The sequence below is a fragment of the Herbaspirillum huttiense genome (genome assembly GCF_047300815.1).
Taxonomy (GTDB): domain Bacteria; phylum Pseudomonadota; class Gammaproteobacteria; order Burkholderiales; family Burkholderiaceae_D; genus Herbaspirillum; species Herbaspirillum huttiense_A.
The window spans coordinates 5,359,276-5,383,936 of record NZ_CP178608.1; the positions used below are offsets into that span (position 1 = coordinate 5,359,276).

21 protein-coding genes and 2 rRNA genes are annotated in these 24,661 nt (G+C 60.7%); 15 read left to right on the forward strand and 8 right to left on the reverse strand.

The features are described 5' to 3' along the window. Positions 1-24: 24 nt before the first annotated feature. The 13 genes from urtA to ACLRDN_RS24610 all read left to right on the forward strand — a co-directional run bounded on the left by urtA (position 25) and on the right by ACLRDN_RS24610 (position 11,847). Positions 25-1,278 carry an urea ABC transporter substrate-binding protein gene (gene urtA, locus ACLRDN_RS24550; RefSeq protein ID WP_145607798.1) on the forward strand — a complete coding sequence of 418 codons (1,254 nt, stop codon included), beginning with the start codon at positions 25-27 and terminating at the stop codon, positions 1,276-1,278. A 176-nt stretch (positions 1,279-1,454) separates the two neighbouring features. Then, positions 1,455-3,071, forward strand: a complete 1,617-nt coding sequence (urtB, locus tag ACLRDN_RS24555) for an urea ABC transporter permease subunit UrtB (protein WP_034339871.1) — start codon at positions 1,455-1,457, stop codon at positions 3,069-3,071. After that, on the forward strand, positions 3,068-4,198 hold the full coding sequence (gene urtC / locus ACLRDN_RS24560) for an urea ABC transporter permease subunit UrtC (protein ID WP_413458404.1): 1,131 nt from the start codon (positions 3,068-3,070) through the stop codon (positions 4,196-4,198). Before urtB ends, urtC begins: the two co-directional genes overlap by 4 nt. Next, positions 4,195-5,064: an urea ABC transporter ATP-binding protein UrtD gene (gene urtD / locus ACLRDN_RS24565; protein WP_413458405.1), complete on the forward strand. Its 870-nt coding sequence runs from the start codon at positions 4,195-4,197 to the stop codon at positions 5,062-5,064. Before urtC ends, urtD begins: the two co-directional genes overlap by 4 nt. An 18-nt stretch (positions 5,065-5,082) precedes the next feature. Beyond that, positions 5,083-5,781 (forward strand): urea ABC transporter ATP-binding subunit UrtE, encoded by a 699-nt coding sequence (gene urtE, locus ACLRDN_RS24570; protein WP_075256308.1) that lies wholly within the window; start codon positions 5,083-5,085, stop codon positions 5,779-5,781. 112 nt (positions 5,782-5,893) lie between these two features. After that, a complete protein-coding gene (locus tag ACLRDN_RS24575; RefSeq protein WP_413458406.1) occupies positions 5,894-6,793 on the forward strand; it encodes an urease accessory protein UreD in 900 nt (299 codons plus the stop codon). Positions 6,794-6,883: 90 nt separating this feature from the next. After that, on the forward strand, positions 6,884-7,186 hold the full coding sequence (locus tag ACLRDN_RS24580; protein ID WP_008333723.1) for an urease subunit gamma: 303 nt from the start codon (positions 6,884-6,886) through the stop codon (positions 7,184-7,186). Between the two features lie 10 nt (positions 7,187-7,196). Then, positions 7,197-7,541, forward strand: a complete 345-nt coding sequence (locus ACLRDN_RS24585; RefSeq protein WP_252697703.1) for an urease subunit beta — start codon at positions 7,197-7,199, stop codon at positions 7,539-7,541. Further along, a complete protein-coding gene (gene ureC, locus ACLRDN_RS24590; protein ID WP_413458407.1) occupies positions 7,538-9,238 on the forward strand; it encodes an urease subunit alpha in 1,701 nt (566 codons plus the stop codon). The genes ACLRDN_RS24585 and ureC overlap by 4 nt, the downstream gene beginning before the upstream one ends. Before the next feature lie 18 nt (positions 9,239-9,256). After that, positions 9,257-9,790, forward strand: a complete 534-nt coding sequence (gene ureE, locus ACLRDN_RS24595) for an urease accessory protein UreE (RefSeq protein ID WP_134223932.1) — start codon at positions 9,257-9,259, stop codon at positions 9,788-9,790. Positions 9,791-9,794: 4 nt separating this feature from the next. Further along, entirely contained in the window at positions 9,795-10,475 is a 681-nt protein-coding gene (locus ACLRDN_RS24600) for an urease accessory protein UreF (RefSeq protein ID WP_413458408.1), read from the forward strand. A 68-nt stretch (positions 10,476-10,543) separates the two neighbouring features. Then, entirely contained in the window at positions 10,544-11,176 is a 633-nt protein-coding gene (ureG, locus tag ACLRDN_RS24605) for an urease accessory protein UreG (RefSeq protein ID WP_013236640.1), read from the forward strand. Positions 11,177-11,235: 59 nt separating this feature from the next. Then, the gene (locus ACLRDN_RS24610) at positions 11,236-11,847 is read left to right on the forward strand and encodes a HupE/UreJ family protein (RefSeq protein ID WP_413458409.1); all 612 of its coding nucleotides are present in this window, start codon (positions 11,236-11,238) and stop codon (positions 11,845-11,847) included. Here ACLRDN_RS24610 and glpD read toward each other — a convergent pair. The 5 genes from glpD to phnD all read right to left on the reverse strand — a co-directional run bounded on the left by glpD (position 11,829) and on the right by phnD (position 16,992). Continuing rightward, positions 11,829-13,433: a glycerol-3-phosphate dehydrogenase gene (glpD, locus tag ACLRDN_RS24615; protein ID WP_413458410.1), complete on the reverse strand. Its 1,605-nt coding sequence runs from the start codon at positions 13,431-13,433 to the stop codon at positions 11,829-11,831. The two genes, ACLRDN_RS24610 and glpD, sit on opposite strands and share 19 nt — an antisense overlap. A gap of 12 nt (positions 13,434-13,445) precedes the next feature. Beyond that, positions 13,446-14,279: a phosphonate ABC transporter, permease protein PhnE gene (gene phnE, locus ACLRDN_RS24620; protein WP_034339830.1), complete on the reverse strand. Its 834-nt coding sequence runs from the start codon at positions 14,277-14,279 to the stop codon at positions 13,446-13,448. Next, a complete protein-coding gene (gene phnE / locus ACLRDN_RS24625; protein ID WP_413458411.1) occupies positions 14,272-15,075 on the reverse strand; it encodes a phosphonate ABC transporter, permease protein PhnE in 804 nt (267 codons plus the stop codon). The genes phnE (ACLRDN_RS24620) and phnE (ACLRDN_RS24625) overlap by 8 nt, the downstream gene beginning before the upstream one ends. Beyond that, complete coding sequence (gene phnC, locus ACLRDN_RS24630) at positions 15,072-15,842, reverse strand: phosphonate ABC transporter ATP-binding protein (RefSeq protein ID WP_013236645.1); 771 nt, start codon at positions 15,840-15,842, stop codon at positions 15,072-15,074. The genes phnE (ACLRDN_RS24625) and phnC overlap by 4 nt, the downstream gene beginning before the upstream one ends. A gap of 160 nt (positions 15,843-16,002) precedes the next feature. Continuing rightward, positions 16,003-16,992: a phosphate/phosphite/phosphonate ABC transporter substrate-binding protein gene (phnD, locus tag ACLRDN_RS24635; RefSeq protein WP_034339821.1), complete on the reverse strand. Its 990-nt coding sequence runs from the start codon at positions 16,990-16,992 to the stop codon at positions 16,003-16,005. Positions 16,993-17,250: 258 nt separating this feature from the next. On the opposite strand from phnD, the gene ACLRDN_RS24640 reads away from it, so the two are divergent. Both ACLRDN_RS24640 and ACLRDN_RS24645 read left to right on the forward strand, forming a co-directional pair. Beyond that, complete coding sequence (locus ACLRDN_RS24640; protein ID WP_088755402.1) at positions 17,251-17,937, forward strand: response regulator transcription factor; 687 nt, start codon at positions 17,251-17,253, stop codon at positions 17,935-17,937. 4 nt (positions 17,938-17,941) lie between these two features. Further along, positions 17,942-19,345, forward strand: coding sequence for a sensor histidine kinase (locus ACLRDN_RS24645; RefSeq protein ID WP_413458412.1), 1,404 nt, complete (start codon positions 17,942-17,944; stop codon positions 19,343-19,345). A 512-nt stretch (positions 19,346-19,857) separates the two neighbouring features. On the opposite strand, the gene ACLRDN_RS24650 is transcribed toward ACLRDN_RS24645, so the two are convergent. The 3 genes from ACLRDN_RS24650 to ACLRDN_RS24660 form a co-directional block, all read right to left on the reverse strand. After that, positions 19,858-20,957, reverse strand: a protein-coding gene (locus ACLRDN_RS24650; RefSeq protein WP_413457468.1) for an IS3 family transposase whose coding sequence is annotated in 2 segments (ribosomal slippage) — positions 19,858-20,705 and positions 20,705-20,957 — 1,101 coding nt in all. Because the reading frame shifts where the segments join, the coding sequence is not laid out codon by codon here. 368 nt (positions 20,958-21,325) lie between these two features. Beyond that, positions 21,326-21,438, reverse strand: a 5S ribosomal RNA gene (rrf, locus tag ACLRDN_RS24655). 140 nt (positions 21,439-21,578) lie between these two features. Next, positions 21,579-24,450 (reverse strand): 23S ribosomal RNA (locus ACLRDN_RS24660). Positions 24,451-24,661 lie beyond the last annotated feature (211 nt).

Consider the following 24,661-nt stretch of genomic DNA (forward strand, 5'->3'; position numbering starts at 1 on the left):
AAACTTTTCTCGAGGGAGCACCACATGTCACGTCGTACCGTACTGAAAGCCACCGCTCTGGGCGCATTCGCACTGGCCGCATCCTCCTGGCTGCCTTCGGCCTTCGCTGCCGACACCATCAAGGTCGGTATCCTGCACTCGCTGTCGGGCACCATGGCGATCTCCGAAACGTCCCTGAAGGACGTGGCCCTGATGACCATCGACGAAATCAACGCCGCCGGCGGCGTGATGGGCAAGAAGCTCGAACCGGTGGTGGTCGACCCCGCCTCGAACTGGCCGCTGTTCGCCGAAAAGGCCCGCCAGCTGATCTCCCAGGACAAGGTCTCGGTGGTCTTCGGCTGCTGGACTTCGGTGTCGCGCAAGTCGGTGCTGCCGGTCTTCAAGGAATTGAACAGCCTGCTGTTCTACCCGGTGCAGTACGAAGGTGAAGAACTGGAGAAGAACGTCTTCTACACCGGTGCTGCCCCCAACCAGCAAGCCATTCCCGCCGTGGAATACCTGATGTCCAAGGAAGGCGGCGGTGCCAAGCGCTTCGTGCTGCTGGGGACCGACTACGTCTACCCGCGCACCACCAACAAGATCCTGCGTGCCTTCCTGCACAGCAAGGGCGTGAAGGATTCCGACATCGACGAGGTCTACACCCCGTTCGGCCACTCCGACTACCAGACCATCGTGGCCAACATCAAGAAGTTCTCCGCAGGTGGCAAGACGGCCGTGATCTCGACCATCAACGGCGACTCCAACGTCCCCTTCTACAAGGAACTGGGCAACGCCGGCCTGAAGGCGACCGACGTGCCGGTAGTGGCATTCTCGGTGGGTGAAGAAGAACTGCGCGGTGTCGATACCAAGCCGCTGGTGGGCCACCTGGCTGCCTGGAACTACTTCGAATCGGTGAAGAATCCGGTCAACACCGCCTTCATCAAGAAGTGGAAGGAATATGCCAAGGCCAAGAACCTGCCCAACGCCGATACCGTCGTGACCAACGACCCGATGGAAGCTACCTACGTCGGCATCCACATGTGGGCACAGGCCGTGGAAAAGGCCAAGTCCACCGACACCGACAAGGTGATCGCGGCCATGGGCGGCCAGACCTACAAGGCACCGTCGGGCTACACGCTGGAAATGGACAAGACCAACCACCACCTGCACAAGCCCGTCATGATCGGCGAAATCAAGGCGGACGGTCAGTTCAACGTGGTCTACAAGACCAAGACCACCATCCGTGCACAACCCTGGAGCCCGTTCATCCCGGGCAACGAAAGCAAGCAGAAGAACTAAGCTTGCGCTGGTTGTTGTAGTTCATGGCGTTCTTCGGAGCGCCTTCCCGACGCCGCAGCGTGGCGTCGGGAGGGCGCTCCGGCCGCCGCAATGCATTTCCCTCCACAAGAAGAACGCCCGACGATTCGCACCGCCCGCCCTCGGGTCCGGCTCGCGCTTCGAGGCGCACACCGACCATGAAACCAGCCATCCAGTTCCTACGCGGGCTGCTCGCGACCTGGCTTTGCGTCCACGCCCTGGGGGCGTTCGCAGCCATCGATCCGGCCCTGCTCAAGCCCCTTGGCGGAGACGACCCCGACGCGCGCATCGACGCCGTCAACCAGATTGCTGCGCTGGCCAATGAAGACGCGCTCAAGATTCTCAATGCCCTGAACAGCGACGCGCTCTACGTCACCCCCGCCGGCGACGTGCTCATCGTCGACGACGCCGGCAAGGCATTCAATCCGGCCACCGACCAGACCGGCCCGGCCCCCGATGACGCCGAAGGCATCACCGTCAACAACCGCCTGCGCGGTGCTGTCGATGGCGCGCTCTCGGGCCTGAAGCTGCTCTCGCCGCAGCGCGACCAGCGCCTGGCCGCCGCCGGTGAATTGCTCAAGAATGCCGACCCGGCCCAGATCCCGCTGATCGAAAAGGCGCTCGCCAAGGAAAGCGATCCGCAGATCAAGGACGTGCTGCAGCAGGTGCAAGCCACCGCCAACCTGCATTCGGCCGACCCGGCGGCACGCCGCGCGGCCGTCAAGAAACTGGCCGAGACCACCAATGCCTCGTTGAAGCCGGTGCTGGAAAACATGCTGGCCAAGAATCCCGATGGCTCCTACGTCGAAGCCGATGAAGGCGTGCGTATCGAAGCAGTGCGCACCCTCTCCGCACTGGACCGCCACCTGGCCATCGTCGACTTCGCCGGCAAGCTGTTCTATGGCGTCTCGCTGGGCAGCGTGCTGCTGCTGGCCGCCCTGGGCCTGGCCATTACCTTCGGCCTCATGGGCATCATCAACATGGCCCACGGTGAGCTGCTGATGATCGGTGCCTACACCACCTACGTGTGCCAGCTGGTGTTCCGCAAGTTCTTCCCCGGCGCCATCGATGCATATCTGGTGGTGGCACTGCCGGCCGCCTTCATCGTGGCCGCGGCGGTTGGCATCGCGCTGGAGCGCCTGGTGATCCGCTGGCTCTATGGCCGTCCGCTGGAGACCCTGCTCTGCACCTGGGGCATCAGCCTGATGCTGATGCAAGGTGTGCGCTCCATCTTCGGTGCGCAGAACGTGGAAGTGGCCAACCCGAGCTGGATGTCGGGTGGCGTGACCGTGCTGGGTTCGCTGGTGCTGTCCTACAACCGCATCGTGATCGTGTTCTTCGCGCTCTTCGTGGTCTTCGCCGTGTGGCTGATCCTCAACAAGACGCGCCTGGGCCTGTTCGTGCGCGCCGTCACCCAGAACCGCCGCATGGCCGACTGCGTGGGCGTGTCCACCGGCAAGATCGACATGATGACCTTCGGTCTCGGTTGCGGCATCGCCGGTCTCGGTGGCGTGGCGCTCTCGCAGCTGGGCAACGTCGGTCCCGACCTGGGACAGGGGTACATCGTCGACTCGTTCATGGTGGTGGTGCTGGGTGGCGTGGGCCAGCTGGCCGGGACCGTCATCGCAGCCTTCGGCCTGGGCGAAGTCAACAAATTCCTGGAACCGATGGCCGGTGCCGTGCTGGCCAAGATCGCCATCCTGGTCTTCATCATCGTATTCATCCAGAAGCGTCCGCAAGGCCTCTTCGCACTCAAGGGAAGGAGCGTGGAATGAGCACCATGATCATGCGCCCCTCGCTGTTCAATCGCCCGTCCTGGACCGGCATCGTCATCTGCACCATCGTGCTGGCGCTGCTGCCGGTGTGCAACCTGCTGTTCCCCGCAGATAGCGCACTGCACGTGTCCTCCTACACCGTGGCCCTGGTCGGCAAGTTCATGTGCTACGCCATGGCCGCGCTGGCTCTCGACCTGGTATGGGGCTACACGGGCATCCTCTCGCTGGGGCATGGCGTTTTCTTCGCACTGGGCGGATACGCCCACGGCATGTACCTGATGCGCGCCATCGGCCGTGACGGCGTGTACCAGAGCGACCTGCCGGACTTCATGGTGTTCCTGAACTGGAAGGCCTATCCCTGGTACTGGTGGATGACCGACCACTTCTGGTTCTCCATGCTGCTGGTGGTGCTGGTGCCGGGTCTCTTGGCCTTCGTGTTCGGTTACTTCGCGTTCCGTTCGCGCATCAAGGGCGTGTATTTCTCCATCATCACGCAAGCCATGACTTTCGCCTTCATGCTGCTGTTCTTCCGCAACGATACCGGCTTCGGCGGCAACAACGGCTTCACCGACTTCAAGCGCATCCTCGGCTTCACCATCACCGCACCGGCCACCAAGGCGGTGCTGTACCTGGTGACGCTGGCGCTGCTGTTCGGTGCCCTGGTCCTGTGCCGCATGATCGTCACCTCCAAGCTGGGCCGCGTGCTGCAGGGCGTGCGCGATTCCGAATCGCGCCTCATGTTCATCGGCTACAACCCGCTGTGGTTCAAGCTCTTCGTGTGGACGCTGTCGGCCGTGATCTGCGGCGTCGCCGGTGCCCTGTACGTGCCGCAGGTGGGCATCATCAATCCCTCCGAGATGTCGCCGGCCAACTCCATCGAGATGGTGATCTGGGCGGCCGTCGGTGGCCGTGGCACGCTGATCGGGCCGATCATCGGCGCCTTCACGGTCAATGGCCTGAAGAGCTGGTTCACTGCGGCCTTCCCGGACCTGTGGCTGTATGCGCTGGGACTGATCTTCATCCTGGTCACGCTGTTCCTGCCGCAGGGCATCCTGGGCCTGGTGCAGAAATTCAAGAAACGCGATGCCGCGCCCGCTGAGGGCAGCGCATCCAAGGAGGCCGCATGAGTGCCATCGAACCCGGCAAGAATCCCGTGGCCATCGGCGGCCTGGGCGGCAACGTCGACACGCCCCGCGCCGACCACGGCGCATCCTACGAACGCATCAAACCCGAGGGCGTCGATACCACCCACGGTGCCATCCTCTATCTGGAAAACATCACGGTGTCCTTCGATGGCTTCAAGGCCATCAACAACCTGAACTTGGATATTTCGGTCGGTGAACTGCGCTGCATCATCGGTCCCAATGGCGCGGGCAAGACCACGATGATGGACGTCATCACCGGCAAGACCCGGCCCACCGCCGGCACCGCCTTCTTCGGCCAGACCATCGACCTGACCAAGATGACCGAATACGAGATCGCCCACGCGGGCATCGGCCGCAAGTTCCAGCGCCCGACCGTGTTCGAGCAGCACACCGTGTTCGAGAACCTGGAACTGGCGATGAAGATGGACAAGCGCGTCAAGACCACACTCTTTGCGCGCCTGTCCTCGGAGCAGATCGGCAAGATCGAGGAAATCCTCAAGCTGATCCGTTTGAACGGCCAGGAACATCGCATCGCCGGCCTGCTCTCGCACGGCCAGAAGCAATGGCTGGAAATCGGCATGCTGTTGATGCAGGAACCGCAATTGCTGTTGCTGGACGAACCGGTGGCCGGCATGTCCGACGCCGAGACCGCGCGCACCGCCGAGCTGTTGAACGAGCTGCGCGGCAAGCATTCCATCATGGTGGTGGAACACGACATGGGCTTCGTCGAAGAGATCGCCCAAGGCGGCAAGGTGACCGTGCTGCACGAAGGATCGGTGCTGGCCGAAGGCAACATGCGCCAGGTGCAATCCAACGAGCGCGTCATCGAAGTCTACCTGGGACGATAAGAGCGGAGACCATCATCCATGCTGCAAGTCAATGAACTGAACCAGTACTACGGCGCGGCGCATACGCTGCGCGGCGTCTCGCTCGATGTGCAGAAGGGCCGTGTGTTGTCCCTGCTGGGCCGCAATGGCGTGGGCAAGACTACGCTGCTGAAATGCCTGATGGGCGTGCTGCCGGTGGCCAAGGGCAACGTCAGCTTCGAAGGCCAGGACATCACCCGTCTCAAGCCGCACCAGCGCGCCAAGCTGGGCATCGCCTACGTGCCGCAGGGACGCGAGATTTTCGCGCGCCTGACGGTGGAAGAAAACATGCTCATGGGCATGGCTACGCTCTCGGGCCGCCGTGCCTCCACCATCAAGGGCGAGGTCTATGAACTCTTCCCGGTGCTGAAGGAAATGCTGCATCGTCGCGGCGGCGATCTTTCCGGCGGCCAACAGCAGCAGCTGGCGATTGCCCGGGCACTGCTGGCCGAGCCCAAGCTGATCATCCTGGATGAACCGACCGAAGGCATCCAGCCCTCCATCATCAAGGACATCGGACGCGTCATCAGCCTGCTGCGCCAGCGCGGCGACATCGGCATCCTGCTGTGCGAGCAGTATTTCGACTTCGCCCGCGAACTGGCCGACACCTTCGTGGTGATGTCGCGCGGTGAAGTGGTCGCCGCCGGTACCCAGGACCAGATGGATGGCGAGGACGTCAAGAAGCATCTGGCGGTCTGAGGCCGTCGCACAGGAAGGCTGCGCGTTTGCAGCGGGTCTGCTATAAAGTCGCATGTTCGCGGCCAGGCAGTCCGCTTGCACACGCCGCCTTCCACGCAATGAAGAACCAGGTATGAAACGACTCCCCGGCCATCCGGAACCCGCCAGCATGCCGGCCCCCGCGACACCAGGCGCGCCCCTGCGGCATGCGCCGGACCAGGCACGCCTGGCGCTGGGCTTTGCCGACGACAAGGGCACCACGCGCCTCATGCGCCGCCAGCACTTCGGCCCCCTGCGCGTGCAGAAGCCGCTCTATCCCGAAGATCCCTCCATCTGCCACGCCATCATCGTCCACCCGCCGGGCGGCATCGTCGGTGGCGACCAGCTCTCCATCACCGCCGAGGTCGGCGAACGCGCCCATGCGTTGCTGACCACGCCCGGTGCGGGCAAGTGGTATCGCGCCAACGGCCAGTCCTCACGCCAGGCCGTCAGGCTCGACGCTGCTGCCGGAGCCACGCTGGAATGGCTGCCGCAGGAAACCATCTTTTTCGATGGCGCCGACGTGCGCATGGAACATGAAGTGACGCTGGCCGCCGACGCGGCTTACCTGGGTGCGGAAATCCTCTGCTTCGGCCGCACCGCCTCGGGCGAAACCTTCAACACCGGTGCCGTCAGCCAGCGTACCAGCATCCGCCGTGGCGGCAAGCTGGTGTGGTTCGAGCAGGGCCGCCTGCAGGCCGAGGCGGGTGCCATGCAAGGCCCGCTGGCACTGGACGGGCAGACCATCTGCGGCACCCTGATCGCCGTGGGCGATGGCATGGATGCGGCGCTCCTCGGACGGCTGCGCGACACCATCGGCGCCCTGCAGCTGGAAGGACGCAGCGGTGCCACGCTGATGAAGCAGGTGCTGATCGCGCGCTACATGGGGCAATCCAGCCTGGTGGCGCGGCAGTGGCTGCATGCGGCCTGGCACGTGCTGCGCCCGGCGGTCACCGGCAAGGACGCGGCCATTCCGCGCATCTGGAATACATGAACACGACGTAAAACGCTGCATCAGGAAAACTGAATCAAGCCTCGCCCTGCGTTATAGAACCTGAAGGCCGCCCAACGGCCAGGAGCCAACATGGAACTGACACCAAGAGAAAAAGACAAGCTGCTCATCTTCACCGCCGCCCTGCTGGCCGAGCGCCGCAAGGCCCGTGGCCTCAAGCTCAACTATCCGGAAGCGGTGGCACTGATCACCGCCGCCATCATGGAAGGCGCACGCGATGGCAAGACCGTGGCCGAGCTGATGTCCGAGGGCACCACCATCCTCACCCGCGACGATGTCATGGAAGGCGTGCCCGAGATGATCCCCGACATCCAGGTCGAAGCCACCTTCCCCGATGGCAGCAAGCTGGTCACCGTCCACCATCCGATTCCTTGAGGAGCGCGTCATGATTCCAGGCGAAATGCTGGTCGAACCCGGCGACATCGAACTCAACGTCGGCCGCCCCACCGTGACGGTGACGGTGGCCAACAGCGGCGACCGTCCTATCCAGGTCGGCTCCCACTTCCATTTTTATGAGACCAATCCGGCACTGCGCTTCGAGCGTGAAGCGGCCTATGGCATGCGCTTGAACATCGCGGCCGGGACCGCAGTGCGCTTCGAGCCCGGTCAGGAACGCACGGTGGAACTGGTGGCGCTGGCAGGGGACCGCCGCGTCTACGGCTTCAATGCACTGGTGATGGGCAAGCTGAAGGCCCAGCATGGCAACCTCAAGAAGGGGCAAAACCAATGAGCAAGATTTCCCGTTCGGCCTATGCCGAGATGTTCGGCCCCACCGTCGGCGACCGCGTGCGCCTGGCCGATACCCAACTCTTCCTGGAAGTGGAGAAGGATTACACGGTCTATGGCGAGGAAGTGAAATTCGGCGGCGGCAAGGTGATCCGCGACGGCATGGGCCAGTCGCAGCGCCCGCATGCCGAGGTGATGGATACCGTCATCACCAATGCGCTCATCGTCGATCACTGGGGCATCGTCAAGGCCGACATCGGCATCAAGTCCGGCAAGATCGCCGGCATCGGCAAGGCCGGCAATCCCGACATCCAGCCCGGCGTGACCATGGCCATTGGCGGTGCCACCGAGATCATCGCCGGTGAAGGCATGATCGTTACCGCCGGCGGCATCGACAGCCACATCCACTTCATCTGTCCGCAACAGATCGAGGAAGCGCTCATGAGCGGCGTCACCACCATGCTGGGCGGCGGCACCGGTCCGGCCGTCGGCACGGCCGCTACCACCTGCACGCCCGGTCCCTGGCACATTCACTCCATGCTGGCCGCTGCAGACGCCTTCCCGATGAACCTCGGTTTCCTCGGCAAAGGCAACGTCAGCCTGCCGCTGCCGCTGGAAGAGCAGATCCGCGCCGGTGCCATCGGCCTGAAGCTGCACGAGGACTGGGGCTCGACGCCTGCGGCCATCGACAACTGCCTGACGGTGGCCGACCGCATGGATATCCAGGTGGCCATCCATACCGATACGCTCAACGAGGGCGGCTTCCTGGAGCACACGCTGGCGGCCTTCAAGGACCGCACCATCCACACCTTCCACACCGAAGGCGCGGGCGGCGGCCACGCACCGGACATCATCGCGGCCGTGGGCGAGGGCAACGTGCTGCCGTCCTCGACCAATCCGACGCGTCCCTTCACGGTCAATACGCTGGACGAACACCTGGACATGCTGATGGTCTGCCATCACCTGGACCCGGCCATTGCCGAAGACATCGCCTTTGCCGAATCGCGCATCCGCCGCGAGACCATCGCCGCCGAAGACATCCTGCATGACATCGGCGCGATCTCGATGATGTCTTCCGATTCGCAGGCCATGGGCCGCGTGGGCGAAGTCATCCTGCGTACCTGGCAGACCGCGCACAAGATGAAGGTGCAGCGCGGTTCGCTCAAGGAAGATACGTCGCGCAACGACAACTTCCGCATCAAGCGCTACATCGCCAAGTACACCATCAACCCGGCCATCACGCACGGTATCTCGCACGTGGTGGGCTCGCTGGAAGTGGGCAAGATCGCCGACATCGTGCTGTGGAAGCCGGCCTTCTTCGGAGCCAAGCCCTCAATGATCCTCAAGAGCGGCATGATCGCGGCCGCCCAGATGGGTGACCCCAATGCCTCCATCCCGACCCCGCAGCCGGTGCATTACCGGATGATGTTCGGGGCCTATGGCGGTGGCCTGAAGACCTCGATGACCTTCGTCTCGCAGGCGGCCTTCGATGCCGGCATCGGTGAACAGCTCAAACTGAACAAGCCGGTGGTGGCCGTAAAGAACATGCGCAACCTGCGCAAGCGCGACATGATCCACAACGGTGCCACGCCGAAGATGGAAGTCGACTCCGAGACCTATGAAGTGCGTGCCGATGGCGAACTGCTGGTGTGCGAACCGGCGGTCTCGCTGCCGCTGGCACAACGTTATTTCCTGTTCTGATTTTCTTTAGATTTTTTCATGCTCACTCTCAATACCAAGATAGCCCAGGCCGAGCAGATCGACGGCGAACTTGAACTGCCCTATGACCAGCGCGAGAAGAGCCGCCTGCGTGCCACCCTGCGTTCAGGTGAAGACGTGGCGGTGTTTACCGTGCGCGGTACGGTGCTGCGCGATGGCGACCTGCTGCGCGGCGACGATGGCCGCGTAGTCAAGATCATCGCCAAGGCCGAAGCGACTTATCGCGTCGATGCGGCTGATGCGCACCTGCTGCTGCGTTGCGCCTTCCACCTCGGCAATCGTCACACCCAGGCGCATGTGGGCCATGAAGGGGGCGTCGGTTTCCTGCGCATCCGCAAGGACCCGGTGCTGAAGGAAATGCTGGAAGGGCTGGGCGCGCGCGTCTCCGAAGAACTGGCGGCCTTCGAGCCGGAAGCGGGGGCCTATGGCGGCGGCCATCACCATCATGGCGATGACCATCACCACAATCCGCTGGCACCGATTCCGCTGCGCCAGAAAATCCATCGTCCCGGCGACAAGAAGGAAGAGGGCTGACCCCATGCAAGCTGCCGCCTTGCTGCATCTGCTGCAACTAAGCAGCCCGTCCTTGCCGATCGGCGCGTACAGCTATTCGCAAGGGCTGGAGGCGGCCATCGAGGGCGGGCGCGTGGGCAGCGAAGCCACGGCCCGTGCATGGATCGGCCATGCGCTGCATGAAGTGGTGGCGCGTTTCGAGGCCCCCATCTTTGCGCGGCTGGTGGCAGCCTTCGAGGCCCGTGATACAGAAAAGGTCACCTTGTGGACCGAACGCTTCATCGCGGCCCGTGATACGTCCGAGTTTCGTGCCGAAACCATTCAGATGGGCTATTCGCTGGGCAAACTGGCGACCGACCTGAAGCTGGGTGATGAGGCCTTGCTGGCCCTCCTGCAGGCGCAGCCGGAACTGCCGCTGCCGACTTCGCTGGCCTTTGCCACGGTGGCCCTGCAGGTGCCGCGCGAGGCGGCGGTGCTGGGCATGCTGTTCGCCTGGGCCGAGAACCAGGTGCTGGCCTGCGTGAAGACGGTGCCGCTGGGCCAGGTGGCGGGGCAGCGCATCCTGCTGTCGCTGCAGCCTGAACTGGAAAAGGCCGCGGCCACCGCGCTGACGCTGGAAGATGACGAGCTGTGCAACTGGGCACCGGGCCTGTCGCTGCTGTCGATGCAGCATGAGGTGCAGTACAGCCGCATCTATCGTTCTTAATTGCTGAATTATTGAAATCGTTTATATCGTTTTCGTTCCTACACGACCAAGAGATCAAGAGACCAACCATGAGCAACTCCACTTCCAATCCGCTGCGCGTGGGCATCGGCGGCCCGGTCGGTTCCGGCAAGACGGCGCTGTGCGAAATGCTGTGCAAGCGCATGCGCGACCATTACGACATGGCCGTCATCACCAATGACATCTACACCAAGGAAGACATGGAAATCCTGCTGCGCGCCGATGCGCTGCCGGCAGAACGCCTGATGGGTGTGGAGACCGGCGGCTGCCCGCACACCGCCATCCGCGAGGACGCCTCCATCAACCTGGAAGCGATCGCCCGCATGAGCGCCGATTTCCCGGACCTGGACCTGATCCTGGTGGAGTCCGGCGGCGACAACCTGGCCGCCACCTTCAGCCCGGAACTGTCAGACCTGACCATCTACGTGATCGATGTGGCCGGCGGCGAAAAGATCCCTCGCAAGGGCGGCCCCGGCATCACCCGTTCGGACCTGCTCATCATCAACAAGACTGACCTGGCTCCCTATGTGGGCGCAAATCTGGATATCATGGCGGCCGATGCCAAGCGCATGCGCGGCGAACGCCCCTTCGTGTTCACCAACCTGCGCAGTGGCGACGGGGTGGAGAAGGTCATCGAATACATCCGCAAGCAGGGCTTGCTGGACGAGAAGCCGAAGAACTGAACCTGAACCCCGTCACTTCCCCGATTCAAGAATCTGCCGTATCAGCCCAAGGAGAAAACATGTTGACCCTCTCGACCAAGACCCGCGCCCGCCTGGGCGTTCTGGCCGTCACCGCTCTGGCGGCCGGCACTGCCCTGGCGCACCCCGGCCATCCGGGTTCCACCATGGATGCCACGGCCAGCATGGCCGCCGGCTTCGCCCACCCGTTCTCGGGCATCGACCACCTGCTGGCCATGCTGGCCGTGGGCCTGTGGGCGGCACAGAACAAGCAGCGCGCCCTGTGGGTGCTGCCGCTGGCCTTCCCGCTGATGATGGTGGCAGGTGCCTTGCTGGCCTTCGCCGGCCTGCAGATGCCGGCCGTGGAAACCGGTATCGCCGCTTCGGTGGCCGTGCTGGGCCTGCTGATCGCCTTTGCCGTGCGCCTGCCGCTGTGGGGCAGCACGCTGGTGGTGTCGGTCTTCGCGATGTTCCATGGCTACGCGCACGGCGCTGAACTGCCGCACGGCAGCTCGGCCGCCCTGTACGGTGCCGGCTTCATCGCCGCCACCGCACTGCTGCATGTCGCCGGCCTGGGTATCGGCCTGATCGCGGGCAAGCAGATGGCTGACCGCGTGGTGCGTATCGGCGGCGTCGGTATCGCCGCCGTGGGTGCTTACCTGCTGGCTGCCTGAAGTAACTCGCCCGTTTCGGCGGGTTGTTCCTGACCTGAAGACTGGCCGCCGCGCGCGGCCAGCCAGGCGTCCAGCACGGCCTCGCTGCCCTTGGGGAAATGCAGGCCGAGCTTGGAACGCCGCCACAGGATGTCGGCCGCATTGGTGGCCCATTCGTGACGCAACAAGTAGTCCACCTCGGCGGCATAGAGCCCGCCCAGGATTTCTTCTCCCATCTCTTCCAAGTTCTTTCTTCCTTCCAGCAGCGCGTGCGTGCGGCTGCCATAGGCACGCGCATAGCGTTGCAACAATGTGGCAGGCAGCCACGGATACTGCCGCTGCAAGCCTTCCACGTAGTGACCGAATTGGCGCACCGAGCGGTTGGACGGCTGCGCACCATACAGGTCGCCGCCCGGCAGGCAGCCGTGTTCGGTCCACGCGCCACGCTGGTTGCCCAGTACCGGCGCAATCATGTCCACCGCTTCCTCGGCCAGCTTGCGGAAGGTGGTGATCTTGCCGCCGAAGATGGAGAGCAACGGGGCGCCTTGCGTGTTCAGGTCGAGCTGGTAGTCGCGCGTGACGGCGGAGGCGTCGGCGGCTGCGTCTTCCAGCAGCGGACGCACGCCTGAATACGACCACACCACGTCGGCCGGTGTAATGGGCTTGGCGAAATAGCGATTGGCCAGCTGGCAGAGATAAGCCGTCTCATCCGCGGAGATGGCCACGTCTTCCACCCGGCCCTGGTACTCGATATCGGTGGTCCCGATGAGCGTGAAGTCCTGCTCGTAGGGAATGGCGAAGACGATGCGGCCATCCGGGTTCTGGAAGATGTAGGCGTGATCGTGTTCGAACAGACGCGGCACCACGATGTGGCTGCCCTTGACCAGGCGCACCGACTTGGTCGAATGCACGTGGGCCGCACCGCCCAGGAACTGCGCCACCCACGGGCCGGCAGCATTGACCACGCAGCGTGCGCGCACCTGCATGGCATGGCCATCTTCACGGCGCAGTACCGCTTGCCAGCCGTTGTCCTGGCGCGTGAGCGATTCGCAGCGGGTGCGGGTCATGATGTGCGCGCCTTTTTCGGCGGCATCCATGGCGTTCAGCACCACCAGCCGTGCATCATCGACCCAGCCATCGGAATAGACGAAGCCACGCGTGAACTGCGCTTTCAATGGGGCACCCGAGACGTGACGGCGCAAATCCAGTGCACGCGAACCCGGCAGCAGTTCGCGCCGGGCCAGGTGATCGTAGAGGAACATGCCCAAACGGATCAGCCAGGCGGGGCGCTGCCCTTGGTCATGCGGCATCACGAAGCGCAGCGGCCACATGATGTGCGGGGCGCTGCGCAGGAGCACTTCGCGTTCGATCAGCGCCTTGCGTACCAGCCCGAATTCATAATGTTCCAGGTAGCGCAGGCCACCGTGGATGAGCTTGCTGGAGGACGACGACGTATGCTGCGCCAGGTCGTGCTGTTCGCACAGCGCCACCGACAGGCCGCGCCCGGCCGCATCGCGCGCGATGCCCGCGCCGTTGATGCCGCCGCCGACCACCAGCACATCGTATTGCGGAGGATAGGTGATGCCTTCCATGCCACGTGCTTTCATGCTGGCTCCCGGTCAGAGTATGCGCTTGCGGATTTGCGTGACCACCACTTCGGTCACGATCACGATGGCGAAGATGGAAACCAGCACCGTCGCCACGCGCGGCCACTGGAACAGGTTCAGCGCGGTATCGAGCACCATGCCCACGCCACCGGCACCGACGATGCCCAGCACGGCAGATTCACGCACGTTGATGTCCCAGCGCAGCAGCACGATGGACATGAAGGCGGGCTTCAATTGCGGCCAATAGCCATACCAGATCTCGGAGAACTTGCTGGCCCCCGATGCCTGCAGCGCCTCGATGGGGCCGCGCGGCATCTGCTCGATGGTCTCGCCGGCCATCTTGCCGACGAAGCCGATCGAGCGGAAAGCGATGGCCAGCGTGCCCGCCAGCGGACCGGGGCCGAAGATGGCCAGGAACAGCAGCGCCCACACCAGCGAATTGACCGAGCGGCTGGCCACCAGCACGATGCGGGCGAACAGGTTCAGGCCGCGATGGCGGGTCAGGTTGGGCGCTACCAGCAGGCCAAAGGGAATGGCCAGCACGATGGAGAGCAGGGTACCGAGGGTGGCGATGTGCAAGGTCTCGATCAGTCCGGCCTGCACGTCGCTGCTGAAGTAGGCCCAGTCGATGGGCCACATGCGGGCGAGCATGTCGCTCATCTGCTCGGGCGCATCGTAGAGGAACTCGGGGATGATCTCGATATAGCGCAGGGATTGCACTACGGCCAGGGCGATGACCAGCCACACGGTGAAACGCAGGATGCGCTGCAGGGGCGTATGGCGCTGCCATTCGCGCTCGGCCGGGTTGAGCGCGGCAGCGGGGCGGGGGAGGACGGTATCAGACATTGAAAACCTTCTTGACCGAATTGGCCAGCAGTTCGCCGACGACGATGATGGTGATGATGGTGACCAGGATGGTGAGCACGAAGTCGTAATCGAAGCGCTGGAAGGCGGAGAACAGCACGCCGCCTACGCCGCCCGCACCGACGATGCCGACCATGGTCGAGTTGCGCAGGTTGGAGTCGAGCTGGTAGGTCGAGAAACCGACGAAGCGCGACATCACCTGCGGCAGCACGCCGAAGAGGATCACGTTCATGAAGGAGGCACCGGTGGCGCGGATGGCTTCGACCTGTTTGATGGAGATCTCTTCAATGGCTTCGGCAAAGAGCTTGCCGATGAAACCGATGGAGGCCACGATCAGCGCCAGTACCCCCGCCAGTGCACCAAAGCCCACGGCCTTGACGAACAGGATGGCCACGATCACCGGATGCAGCGAGCGGCACACCGACACCAGTGCGCGCGCGGGCCAGGATATCCATGAGGGCATCAGGTTGCGTGCGCCCATCAGGCCGATGGGCAGCGAGAAGAGGATGCCAAACAGCGACGCCAGCACGGCGATCTGCAGGGTCTCCTTGATGCCGCCCCAGAGGATGTCACCCTTGGAGAGATCGGGCGGGAACATGCGGCCCAGGAACTTGGCGCCGCTTCCAAGTCCGGAAGAGAAACGCTCCCACGAGAAACCCAGTTGCGTGGCTGCGTAGATCGCATACAGCGCGATCAGCCAGATCACCACACGGGTGGCCAGTTGCGGCTTGAAGGCCAGGCTCACGCGGGGCGTGGAGGAAGTCGTGGAAGTGGTCATGCCAGCCAGTCCTCGCCGCCGTAGATCTGTTTGAGGAAGTCATCCGACAGGTTCTCGGCATTGCCGTCGTAGACCACGTGGCCGCCGGACATGCCGATGATGCGGTCGGCATAACGCTTGGCCAGCTCCACGTCGTGGATGTTGACGATGACCGGGATCTTCTGGGCGCGGCCCTGTTCCTTGAGCAGCGAGATGATCTCGAAGGAGGTCTTGGGGTCCAGCGAGGACGTCGGTTCATCGGCCAGCAGCAAGCGCGGGCGCTGCATCAGGGCGCGGGCGATGCCCACGCGCTGGCGCTGGCCGCCGGAGAGCGCATCGGCACGCTGGTTGGCGAAGTTGCCCAGGCCCACGGTATCGAGCAATTCAAACGCGTGCGCGATATCTTCCTTGGCGAAGTTGCGGCGCCAGGCGGTGAAGGCATTGACGTAACCCAGTCTTCCGCACAACAGGTTCTCCATCACGGAAAGGCGTTCTACCAGGTTGTATTCCTGGAACACCATGCCGATGTGGCGGCGCTGTTCACGCAGGGCGCGGCCGCGCAGTTCGGCCAGGTTCACGCGCTTGCCTTCGCCCTCGAACCAGATCGCGCCACGGCTGGGATCGACCAGGCGGTTGATGCAGCGGATCAGGGTGGACTTGCCGGTGCCGGAAGGGCCGATGATGGCGATCAGGCCGGCGTCGCCAATCTTCAGGTCGATGCCTTTGAGGATGGGATGACCGGGCTTGTATTCCTTGACCAGGCCCTGGATTTCGATGGCGTGTGACATGGGAGACGCTTTCTCTGGTGATGTTTCTGGTGGTGCGCGGCAGACTGCGGGATGCGAGGGGCCGCAGCCCCTGCCGATGAGCAGGGGCCGTGTTGCTTGTGCTGGATGGAATCGTCTTGCGGCATCCGGACCGGAGGTCACGGATGCCTTGCGGTGCTGCTTACTTCTTGCCGGCGTTCTGCTTGTCGTAGGCGGCACGGTTGAAGGATTCACCGGCGGACTGGGCGACGAAGCGCACCATCTCGAAGTCCTTCTTGTAGTTGATCGGGTAGAAGCGATCAGAACCGGCGAAGGCCTTCTTGAGCTCATCGGTGAAGCGATAGTCGTAGAAGCACTTGAGCATCTTGTCGCGGAAGTTCGGCTCCAGGTCATGCGCATAGGCGAAGTCCTGGGTCGGGAATTTCTCGCTGTGCCAGATGACGCGGAAGTTCTCGGCCTTGATGACGCCACGTTCCACCATGCGATCAAACACGTCGGAGGCGATGGCAGCAGCATCGTAGTCGCCCGAGTTCACGCCCAGGATGGACTGGTCATGCTTGCCGGAGAAGATGACCTTGTAGTCCTTGTCCGGGGTCACGCCCAGCTTGGGGAACAAGGCCATCGGGGCCATGTGGCCGGAGTTCGACGAAGGCGCGGTGTGGGCGACCTTCTTGCCTTTCAGGTCGGTCATCTTCTGGATCGGGCTGTCCTTGCGCACGATCACGTTGAGGGTGTAACCCTGATAACCCTTGGCGTCACCGATGACGGCAAACGGCACGGCACCGGCGATGTTGACGGCGAAGTTGGTCGGTCCCGGCGAGAAGCCGCCGACGTGCAGGCGGCCCGAGCGCATGGCTTCGATTTCAGCGGCGTTGGATTGCACCTGGAAGAAGACCACCTTCTTGGCGGTACATTGCGACAGGTAGTCGGTGAAGGGCTTGAAGATCTTGTCGTAGACGGCCGGATCTTCCACCGGGGTGAAGGTGAAGACCAGGGTATTGGGGTTCTTCAGCTTCTTGGGATCGGTGGGGGTGTCGGCGGTCAGGTCGTGATTGGCGTCGCAGTATTGCTGGTCGAGGTCGCCGCGATTGCTGCAGGTGTCCTGGGCGAAGGCGATGGCCGGAGCGGCCAGGGCGAGTGCCAACAGGGTCTTGATCAGACGTGGGGTCATGCTGTCTCCTGGAGATGGTTTTGGTCTTGGTGCCGGTCGCGACGGCGGTGTTGATCGATGCGTGGCCGGCGATGTGCGGGAGTGTAGGCGAGGGGGACGGCTTTTGCCATGGGACGATGCCGCCGATGAGGGGGTTTCCTGTCAGCTGCCTTTCCAGTGGCTTTCAATCTGCTTTCAAAGCGTGGGGAGACGGGGCTCGCGCCCTGCGTGGATTGGCGGTATAAAGGCGGCTGCACAACGATAACGACACGGGAGATCATGCATATCCTGCTGGTAGAGGATGACATCGACATGTCGCGCGCCCTGGTGCGCGCGCTGGAGCGGCGCGGCTTCCAGGTCACGCATTGCGGCGATGGCATCAGTGCGCTCTCGCACATCAAGGACGGGATTGGCGACCTGGTGGTGCTCGATCTCAATATTCCCGGACTGGACGGGCTGCACCTGCTGCAGCGCATCCGCTCGCAGGACATCGGTACCCCGGTGATCGTGCTGACCGCGCGCGGCGCGGTGGGGGATCGCGTGGTGGGGCTCAATGCCGGTGCCGATGATTACCTGGCCAAGCCTTTTGATCTGGATGAGCTCGATGCGCGTATTCGCGCGCTGCTGCGGCGGCGTACCAATGCCGATGACGGTGGGCAGCGCTGCGGGCGCTTGCGCTTTGACCGGGCATCGGGGGCGTTCTATTGTGACGATGAGCCGCTGGAGTTGACGCCGCGCGAGCATACGCTGTTGAAGGCATTGATCGCCAAGCCGGGACATGCGGTGACCAAGGAGAAATTGTTCAGGCTGGTTTTCCCGATGGAGGAGAACACGCAGCTCGAAGCCATCGAAGTCGTGGTGCACCGGGTGCGCAAGAAACTCATGGAGACCGGTGCCGAAATCATGACCCTGCGCGGGCTGGGTTATCTGCTGCGGGATCGGCAGCAGCAGGGCGGCGAGGGCTGAGGACGTGGCACATCTGTTTTCGCGACGTCGGTCGGTGCGCGCCTATCTGTTGGCGTGGATCATTTCGCCGATTGCCCTGTTCATCGTCATCGACTCCTTTTCGCTTTATCGCAATACGCTGGAGTCGGTCAATACCGCTTATGACCGGATGCTGATTGCATCGGTGCATTCGATTGGCGACCTGCTGCGCATCGAGAATGGTGAGCTCAAGGCTTCGCTGCCGTATGCCGCGCTGGAAATCTACGAGGCCGATTATTCGAGTCGCATGATTTATCGCATCAATGGCTTGGACGGCAAGTTCTTCGAGGGCGATCAGGATCTGCCTTCCTACAAGGGGAAGGCGGACAAGGAGGCCATCTATCCGGCCCTGGCGCATATCTACGAAGATTCCTATAACGGCGTGCCGGTCAGGGTGGCAGCGCTGTTCCAGCCGGTGGTGACCAATGATCCGCGCGGCGCGGCACTGGTGCAGGTGGCCGAGACGATGGAGAACCGCAGTGCGCTGGCACGCAAGATTTTCTGGGAGACGCTGATCCGTCAGGCGGCCTTGCTGGTGGTGATCGTGTCGGTGACCTTGTATGTGGTGCGGCGTGCGCTTCAACCGGTGGATGCCTTGCGGCGGCAGCTTGATGAGCGACCGGCCGATGATCTCTCGCCCGTGGCACCACCGATGGCGCCGCGTGAATTGCAGCCGTTCATCGATGCCTTGAATCAGTTGATGGCGCGCTTGCGACGGCTATTGGATCACCAGCAACGTTTCGTGGCCAATGCCTCGCATCAGTTGCGTACGCCATTGGCGGTGCTGAAAACCCAGTTGCAGTCGGGCTTGCGGGGCGATGCGCCGGCACCGGTGATCTGGCAGGAGATGTCGGGTACCGTCGAGCGGGCCACGACGCTGGCCAATCAATTGTTGTCCCTGGCCAAGGTCGAGCAGATACGCGGTCGGGGTGCGCAGGAGGTGTGTGACCTGGGCATGCTGGCGCGCGAGACGGCCGTGGATCTGTCGCCGCTGATTGCGGAGAAGGATCTGGACTTCGAGCTGGAAGGGGAGAAGATTCTCGTGATGGGTCATCCGTGGATGATCGGGGAGCTGATTTCCAATCTGCTGCATAACGCGATCCGGCATACGCCTGTGCATGGGAAGCTGGGCATTCGCATCAGTGCACGGGAAGATGTCGCGGAGCTGCTGATATGGGATAGCGGAGAGGGGATCGATGACCAGGCGATGGAGAATGTGTTCAAGGCGTTTTCTTCCAATGTCTCATCAGCCGGCGGGTTGGGGCTGACCATCTGCGGAGAGATTGTCGATTCGATGCAGGCGACCATCAGCTTGCGCAATCGGATCAGCAAGGAGGGGGCGGTTGAAGGCTTGAATGCGCTGGTGCATTTCAGATCTGTTGCGGGGTGAGCGTTGAGTCGCAGGAATGTGGAGGGTGTGGAAAACTTAGTTTTTGGTCTGGCTCGTTCGTCATTCAGCGCAGAAGAGGGTAGGGTCGTCGAACGCCTGTGTATAAGTTTTTGTATCCTGTTTTCAGTTAGTTCCGGCTGTGGACAAAGTGGCTTGAACCGCATCCCCGGCGGGGATTGGGGATAAGTTGCGTCGTTTTCCGCGGTGATGAGTTCATCGTTTGTTTATTAGAAAAGCCGGCTTTGCCGGCTTTTCTTTTGGTGTTGGTTTTTGTAGTGGGTGTTTCGAGGAACTTAGTAAATGATCCCGCACTTTGTTCTACGAGGTATGAGGTTGACCTGAGAAGCGCAGGGCTTCACTGCGCAGGTTCTCTGTGGACAAATTATCCATGGCCAGTCAGCAGGAGTTGGACCTGTGGAAAACATAAACCGGCTTTACCTTTAGATGGCCTGTGGAAAAGACAAAGCGCGCCTGGTAAAGGGCGGTGACCTGCGTCGGTAATTTGTAGCCAGTCAGGCAGTGAGTCGGTTGTCGATCATATTCGATTCCAGCCAAGTTCGACGGACCGTAGCTGGAGGTTGGTAGTTATGTGCGCTATGCGGCCTGCGCTCGTTGTAGAACTGACGCCATCTTTCAATCAGCACTTTCGCCTCTGCCCGGCTGCGGAACCACTCCCGGTTAAGCAGTTCGTCACGCAGTTTGCCATTGAAGCTTTCGACGAATCCGTTCTGCCATGGACTGCCTGGCGCAATGAAGGCGGGACCAACGGAGGCATCCCGCAGCCAGCGCATGACCTTGGCCGCTGTGAACTCGGCTCCATTGTCCGACCGAACGTAGGCCGGCTTTCCATGTAACCGCATCAAGCGCGAGAGCGTCAGGATGACGTCCTGAGAACGCAAATTGGCAGCAACTTCGATGGCCAGGCATTCCCTGGTGTATTCATCGATCACGCACAGCATCTTCAATGAGCGTCCATCCACCATCTGGTCATGAACAAAGTCGTAGCTCCAGACCGAATTGGGCTTGGTTGCTCCAGGTAGCCGAATGTCGTTGCCGCATCGACGCCTGCGAGGCCGCTTTCGGGGGATGCCTAGTTTGAGCGCGCTCCAGAGTCGCCGCACTCGGGACTCGCCCAAGGCCAGCCAGGCAGACATACGCCGATAGCCGAATCGAGGGACCTCTTGCGACGCCGCGATGAGCTGCTGCGTCAGGCTCCGATCCTTTTCTGGTTGTAGCAACTGATAACCCGCTATCCGCCGGCTCAGATCCAGATAGCGACATGCCTTGCGTTGCGACAGCCCCCGACGAGTAAGGACTTCCAGCGCTTCGCGCCGGCCCGCGGAGGTCATCATTTTTTTCGGCTTAACTCCTTCAAGCCATCAATCACCAGCAACTGTTCCGCCACCATGCGTTTGAGCTTGTCGTTCTCGGACTCAAGCTCTCTGAGCCGCCGGGCATCCGAGACATCCATACCGCCAAACTTGTTTCTCCAGCGGTAAAAGGTCTGCTCAGTAATGTTGTGGCGCTTGCACAGATCTACCGTCGCAATCTCCTTGCTCTCTGCTTCTCGCAAGATGCTGATGATCTGTTCGTCCGTAAATCGCTTCTTCATTGAGTTCTCCTTGGCGTTAGCATAAAGAACTCACTTATCCGGTGGCTACAAAATTCGTCTCAGGTCAGCGGTTCGATGGCGATATGAAGAAGGGGGTTGGACCGCCCGATATCCGGACGATGCGCTGAGAGCGCCTGTGGAAAAGATGAAGCAATGCGTCGTTCGGCGGATGCGGTGTACAGCGGCCAGGTCACACCAAGCCATCTTGACGAGCGGCTGAAGCGTTTCACCGCTTCCAGGCTGCGAGATGACAGCACGCAAATCGCTAGTCACAACGGAATGTATTCCGCCTGCCTGCCCAATAAAAACCGAACGCACAAAACAAAAACCCTCGCTACTTTCGTAACGAGGGTTCTTGAGGATAACAAGCCTGACGATGACCTACTTTCACACTGGTTGCAGCACTATCATCGGCGCGAAGTCGTTTCACGGTCCTGTTCGGGATGGGAAGGGGTGGTACCAACTTGCTATAGTCATCAGGCATAACTTGTAAAGCCAGTTGCTCTCGATGGAGCAGCAACTAACCCAAACTGGAAGAAGTATTTAATAGATTCTTGGGGTGTGATGCACTAGGGCAAACACAATATATGCTCAACTTGTCTATAACAGAGCTAATGTTATAGGAACAAGCCGCACGGGCAATTAGTATCAGTTAGCTTAACGCATTACTGCGCTTCCACACCTGACCTATCAACGTCCTGGTCTCGAACGACCCTTTAGGGGAATCTAGTTCCCGGGAAGTCTCATCTCAAGGCGAGTTTCCCGCTTAGATGCTTTCAGCGGTTATCTCTTCCGAACTTAGCTACTCGGCAATGCCACTGGCGTGACAACCGATACACCAGAGGTTCGTCCACTCCGGTCCTCTCGTACTAGGAGCAGCCCCCTTCAAACTTCCAACGCCCACGGCAGATAGGGACCAAACTGTCTCACGACGTTTTAAACCCAGCTCACGTACCACTTTAAATGGCGAACAGCCATACCCTTGGGACCGGCTACAGCCCCAGGATGTGATGAGCCGACATCGAGGTGCCAAACTCCCCCGTCGATATGAACTCTTGGGAGGAATCAGCCTGTTATCCCCAGAGTACCTTTTATCCGTTGAGCGATGGCCCTTCCATACAGAACCACCGGATCACTATGTCCTACTTTCGTACCTGCTCGACTTGTCAGTCTCGCAGTTAAGCACGCTTATGCCATTGCACTATTAGCACGATGTCCGACCGTACCTAGCGTACCTTCGAACTCCTCCGTTACACTTTGGGAGGAGACCGCCCCAGTCAAACTGCCTACCATGCACTGTCCCCGATCCGGATAACGGATCAAGGTTAGAACCTCAAACAAACCAGGGTGGTATTTCAAGGTTGGCTCCATAGGAACTAGCGTCCCTACTTCAAAGCCTCCCACCTATCCTACACAGATTGGTTCAAAGTCCAATGCAAAGCTACAGTAAAGGTTCATGGGGTCTTTCCGTCTAGCCGCGGGTAGATTGCATCATCACAAACATTTCAACTTCGCTGAGTCTCGGGAGGAGACAGTGTGGCCATCGTTACGCCATTCGTGCAGGTCGGAACTTACCCGACAAGGAATTTCGCTACCTTAGGACCGTTATAGTTACGGCCGCCGTTTACTGGGACTTCAATCAAGAGCTTGCACCCCATCATTTAATCTTCCAGCACCGGGCAGGCGTCACACCCTATACGTCCACTTTCGTGTTTGCAGAGTGCTGTGTTTTTATTAAACAGTCGCAGCCACCATTTTATTGCAACCCTTTTGTCCTTCTGGCGCAGGCCAGTCAAACTACTTGGGCGTACCTTATCCCGAAGTTACGGTACCAATTTGCCGAGTTCCTTCTCCCGAGTTCTCTCAAGCGCCTTAGAATACTCATCTCGCCCACCTGTGTCGGTTTGCGGTACGGTCTCGTTAGACTGAAGCTTAGAGGCTTTTCTTGGAACCACTTCCGATTGCTTCGCGAACAAGTTCGCTCGTCTCACACCCTTGAATTACGCTGCCGGATTTGCCTAACAGCCTTCTTCGATGCAAAAACCGACTATTCCAACAGTCGGACAACCTTCCGCGATCCGTCCCCCCATCGCATCTAACGACGGTGCAGGAATATTAACCTGCTTCCCATCAGCTACGCATCTCTGCCTCGCCTTAGGGGCCGACTCACCCTGCTCCGATGAACGTTGAACAGGAAACCTTGGGCTTACGGCGTGCGGGCTTTTCACCCGCATTATCGCTACTCATGTCAGCATTCGCACTTCTGATACCTCCAGCATCCTTTACAAGACACCTTCACAGGCTTACAGAACGCTCTCCTACCATATCCTTACGGATATCCGCAGCTTCGGTGACTGGCTTAGCCCCGTTACATCTTCCGCGCAGGACGACTCGATCAGTGAGCTATTACGCTTTCTTTAAAGGATGGCTGCTTCTAAGCCAACCTCCTGACTGTTTTAGCCTTCCCACTTCGTTTTCCACTTAGCCAATCTTTGGGACCTTAGCTGGCGGTCTGGGTTGTTTCCCTCTTGACGTCGGACGTTAGCACCCGGCGTCTGTCTCCCAAGCTCGCACTCATCGGTATTCGGAGTTTGCAATGGTTTGGTAAGTCGCGATGACCCCCTAGCCATAACAGTGCTCTACCCCCGATGGTGATACTTGAGGCACTACCTAAATAGTTTTCGGAGAGAACCAGCTATTTCCAAGTTTGTTTAGCCTTTCACCCCTATCCACAGCTCATCCCCTAATTTTTCAACATTAGTGGGTTCGGTCCTCCAGTGCGTGTTACCGCACCTTCAACCTGGCCATGGATAGATCACTTGGTTTCGGGTCTACACCCAGCGACTGAACGCCCTATTCGGACTCGATTTCTCTGCGCCTTCCCTATTCGGTTAAGCTTGCCACTGAATGTAAGTCGCTGACCCATTATACAAAAGGTACGCAGTCACCCCTTACGAGGCTCCTACTGTTTGTATGCACACGGTTTCAGGATCTATTTCACTCCCCTTCCGGGGTTCTTTTCGCCTTTCCCTCACGGTACTGGTTCACTATCGGTCGATTACGAGTATTTAGCCTTGGAGGATGGTCCCCCCATGTTCAGACAGGATTTCACGTGTCCCGCCCTACTTGTCGCAAGCCTAGTTCCACACCATCGATTTCGCATACGGGGCTATCACCCACTATGGCCGGACTTTCCATTCCGTTTTGCTATCGTTGATGCTAAATCTTGCAGGCTGATCCCATTTCGCTCGCCACTACTTTGGGAATCTCGGTTGATTTCTTTTCCTGTAGCTACTTAGATGTTTCAGTTCGCCACGTTCGCTTCGTTACCCTATGTATTCAGATAACGATGACCTTACGGCCGGGTTTCCCCATTCGGAAATCTGCGGATCAAAGCTTGTTTGCCAGCTCCCCGCAGCTTATCGCAAGCTACTACGTCCTTCATCGCCTGTAATCGCCAAGGCATCCACCATGTGCACTTATTCGCTTGTTCCTATAACGTTAGCCTCTTTTGCAAGAGCGTTATATGAAGCGTTGAGTTTTAGCGTTTGCCGTATTCCAAAGTAAGTCTTCTAATTGCTAAGATCACTTCGTAATACTTTGATTGATACAATCACACCCATTTTTACTTTCGCAAGAACCGAAGTCCTGGCGATCGTTTAAATGAATCTTTACTTCTTCCAGATTGTTAAAGAACAAAAACA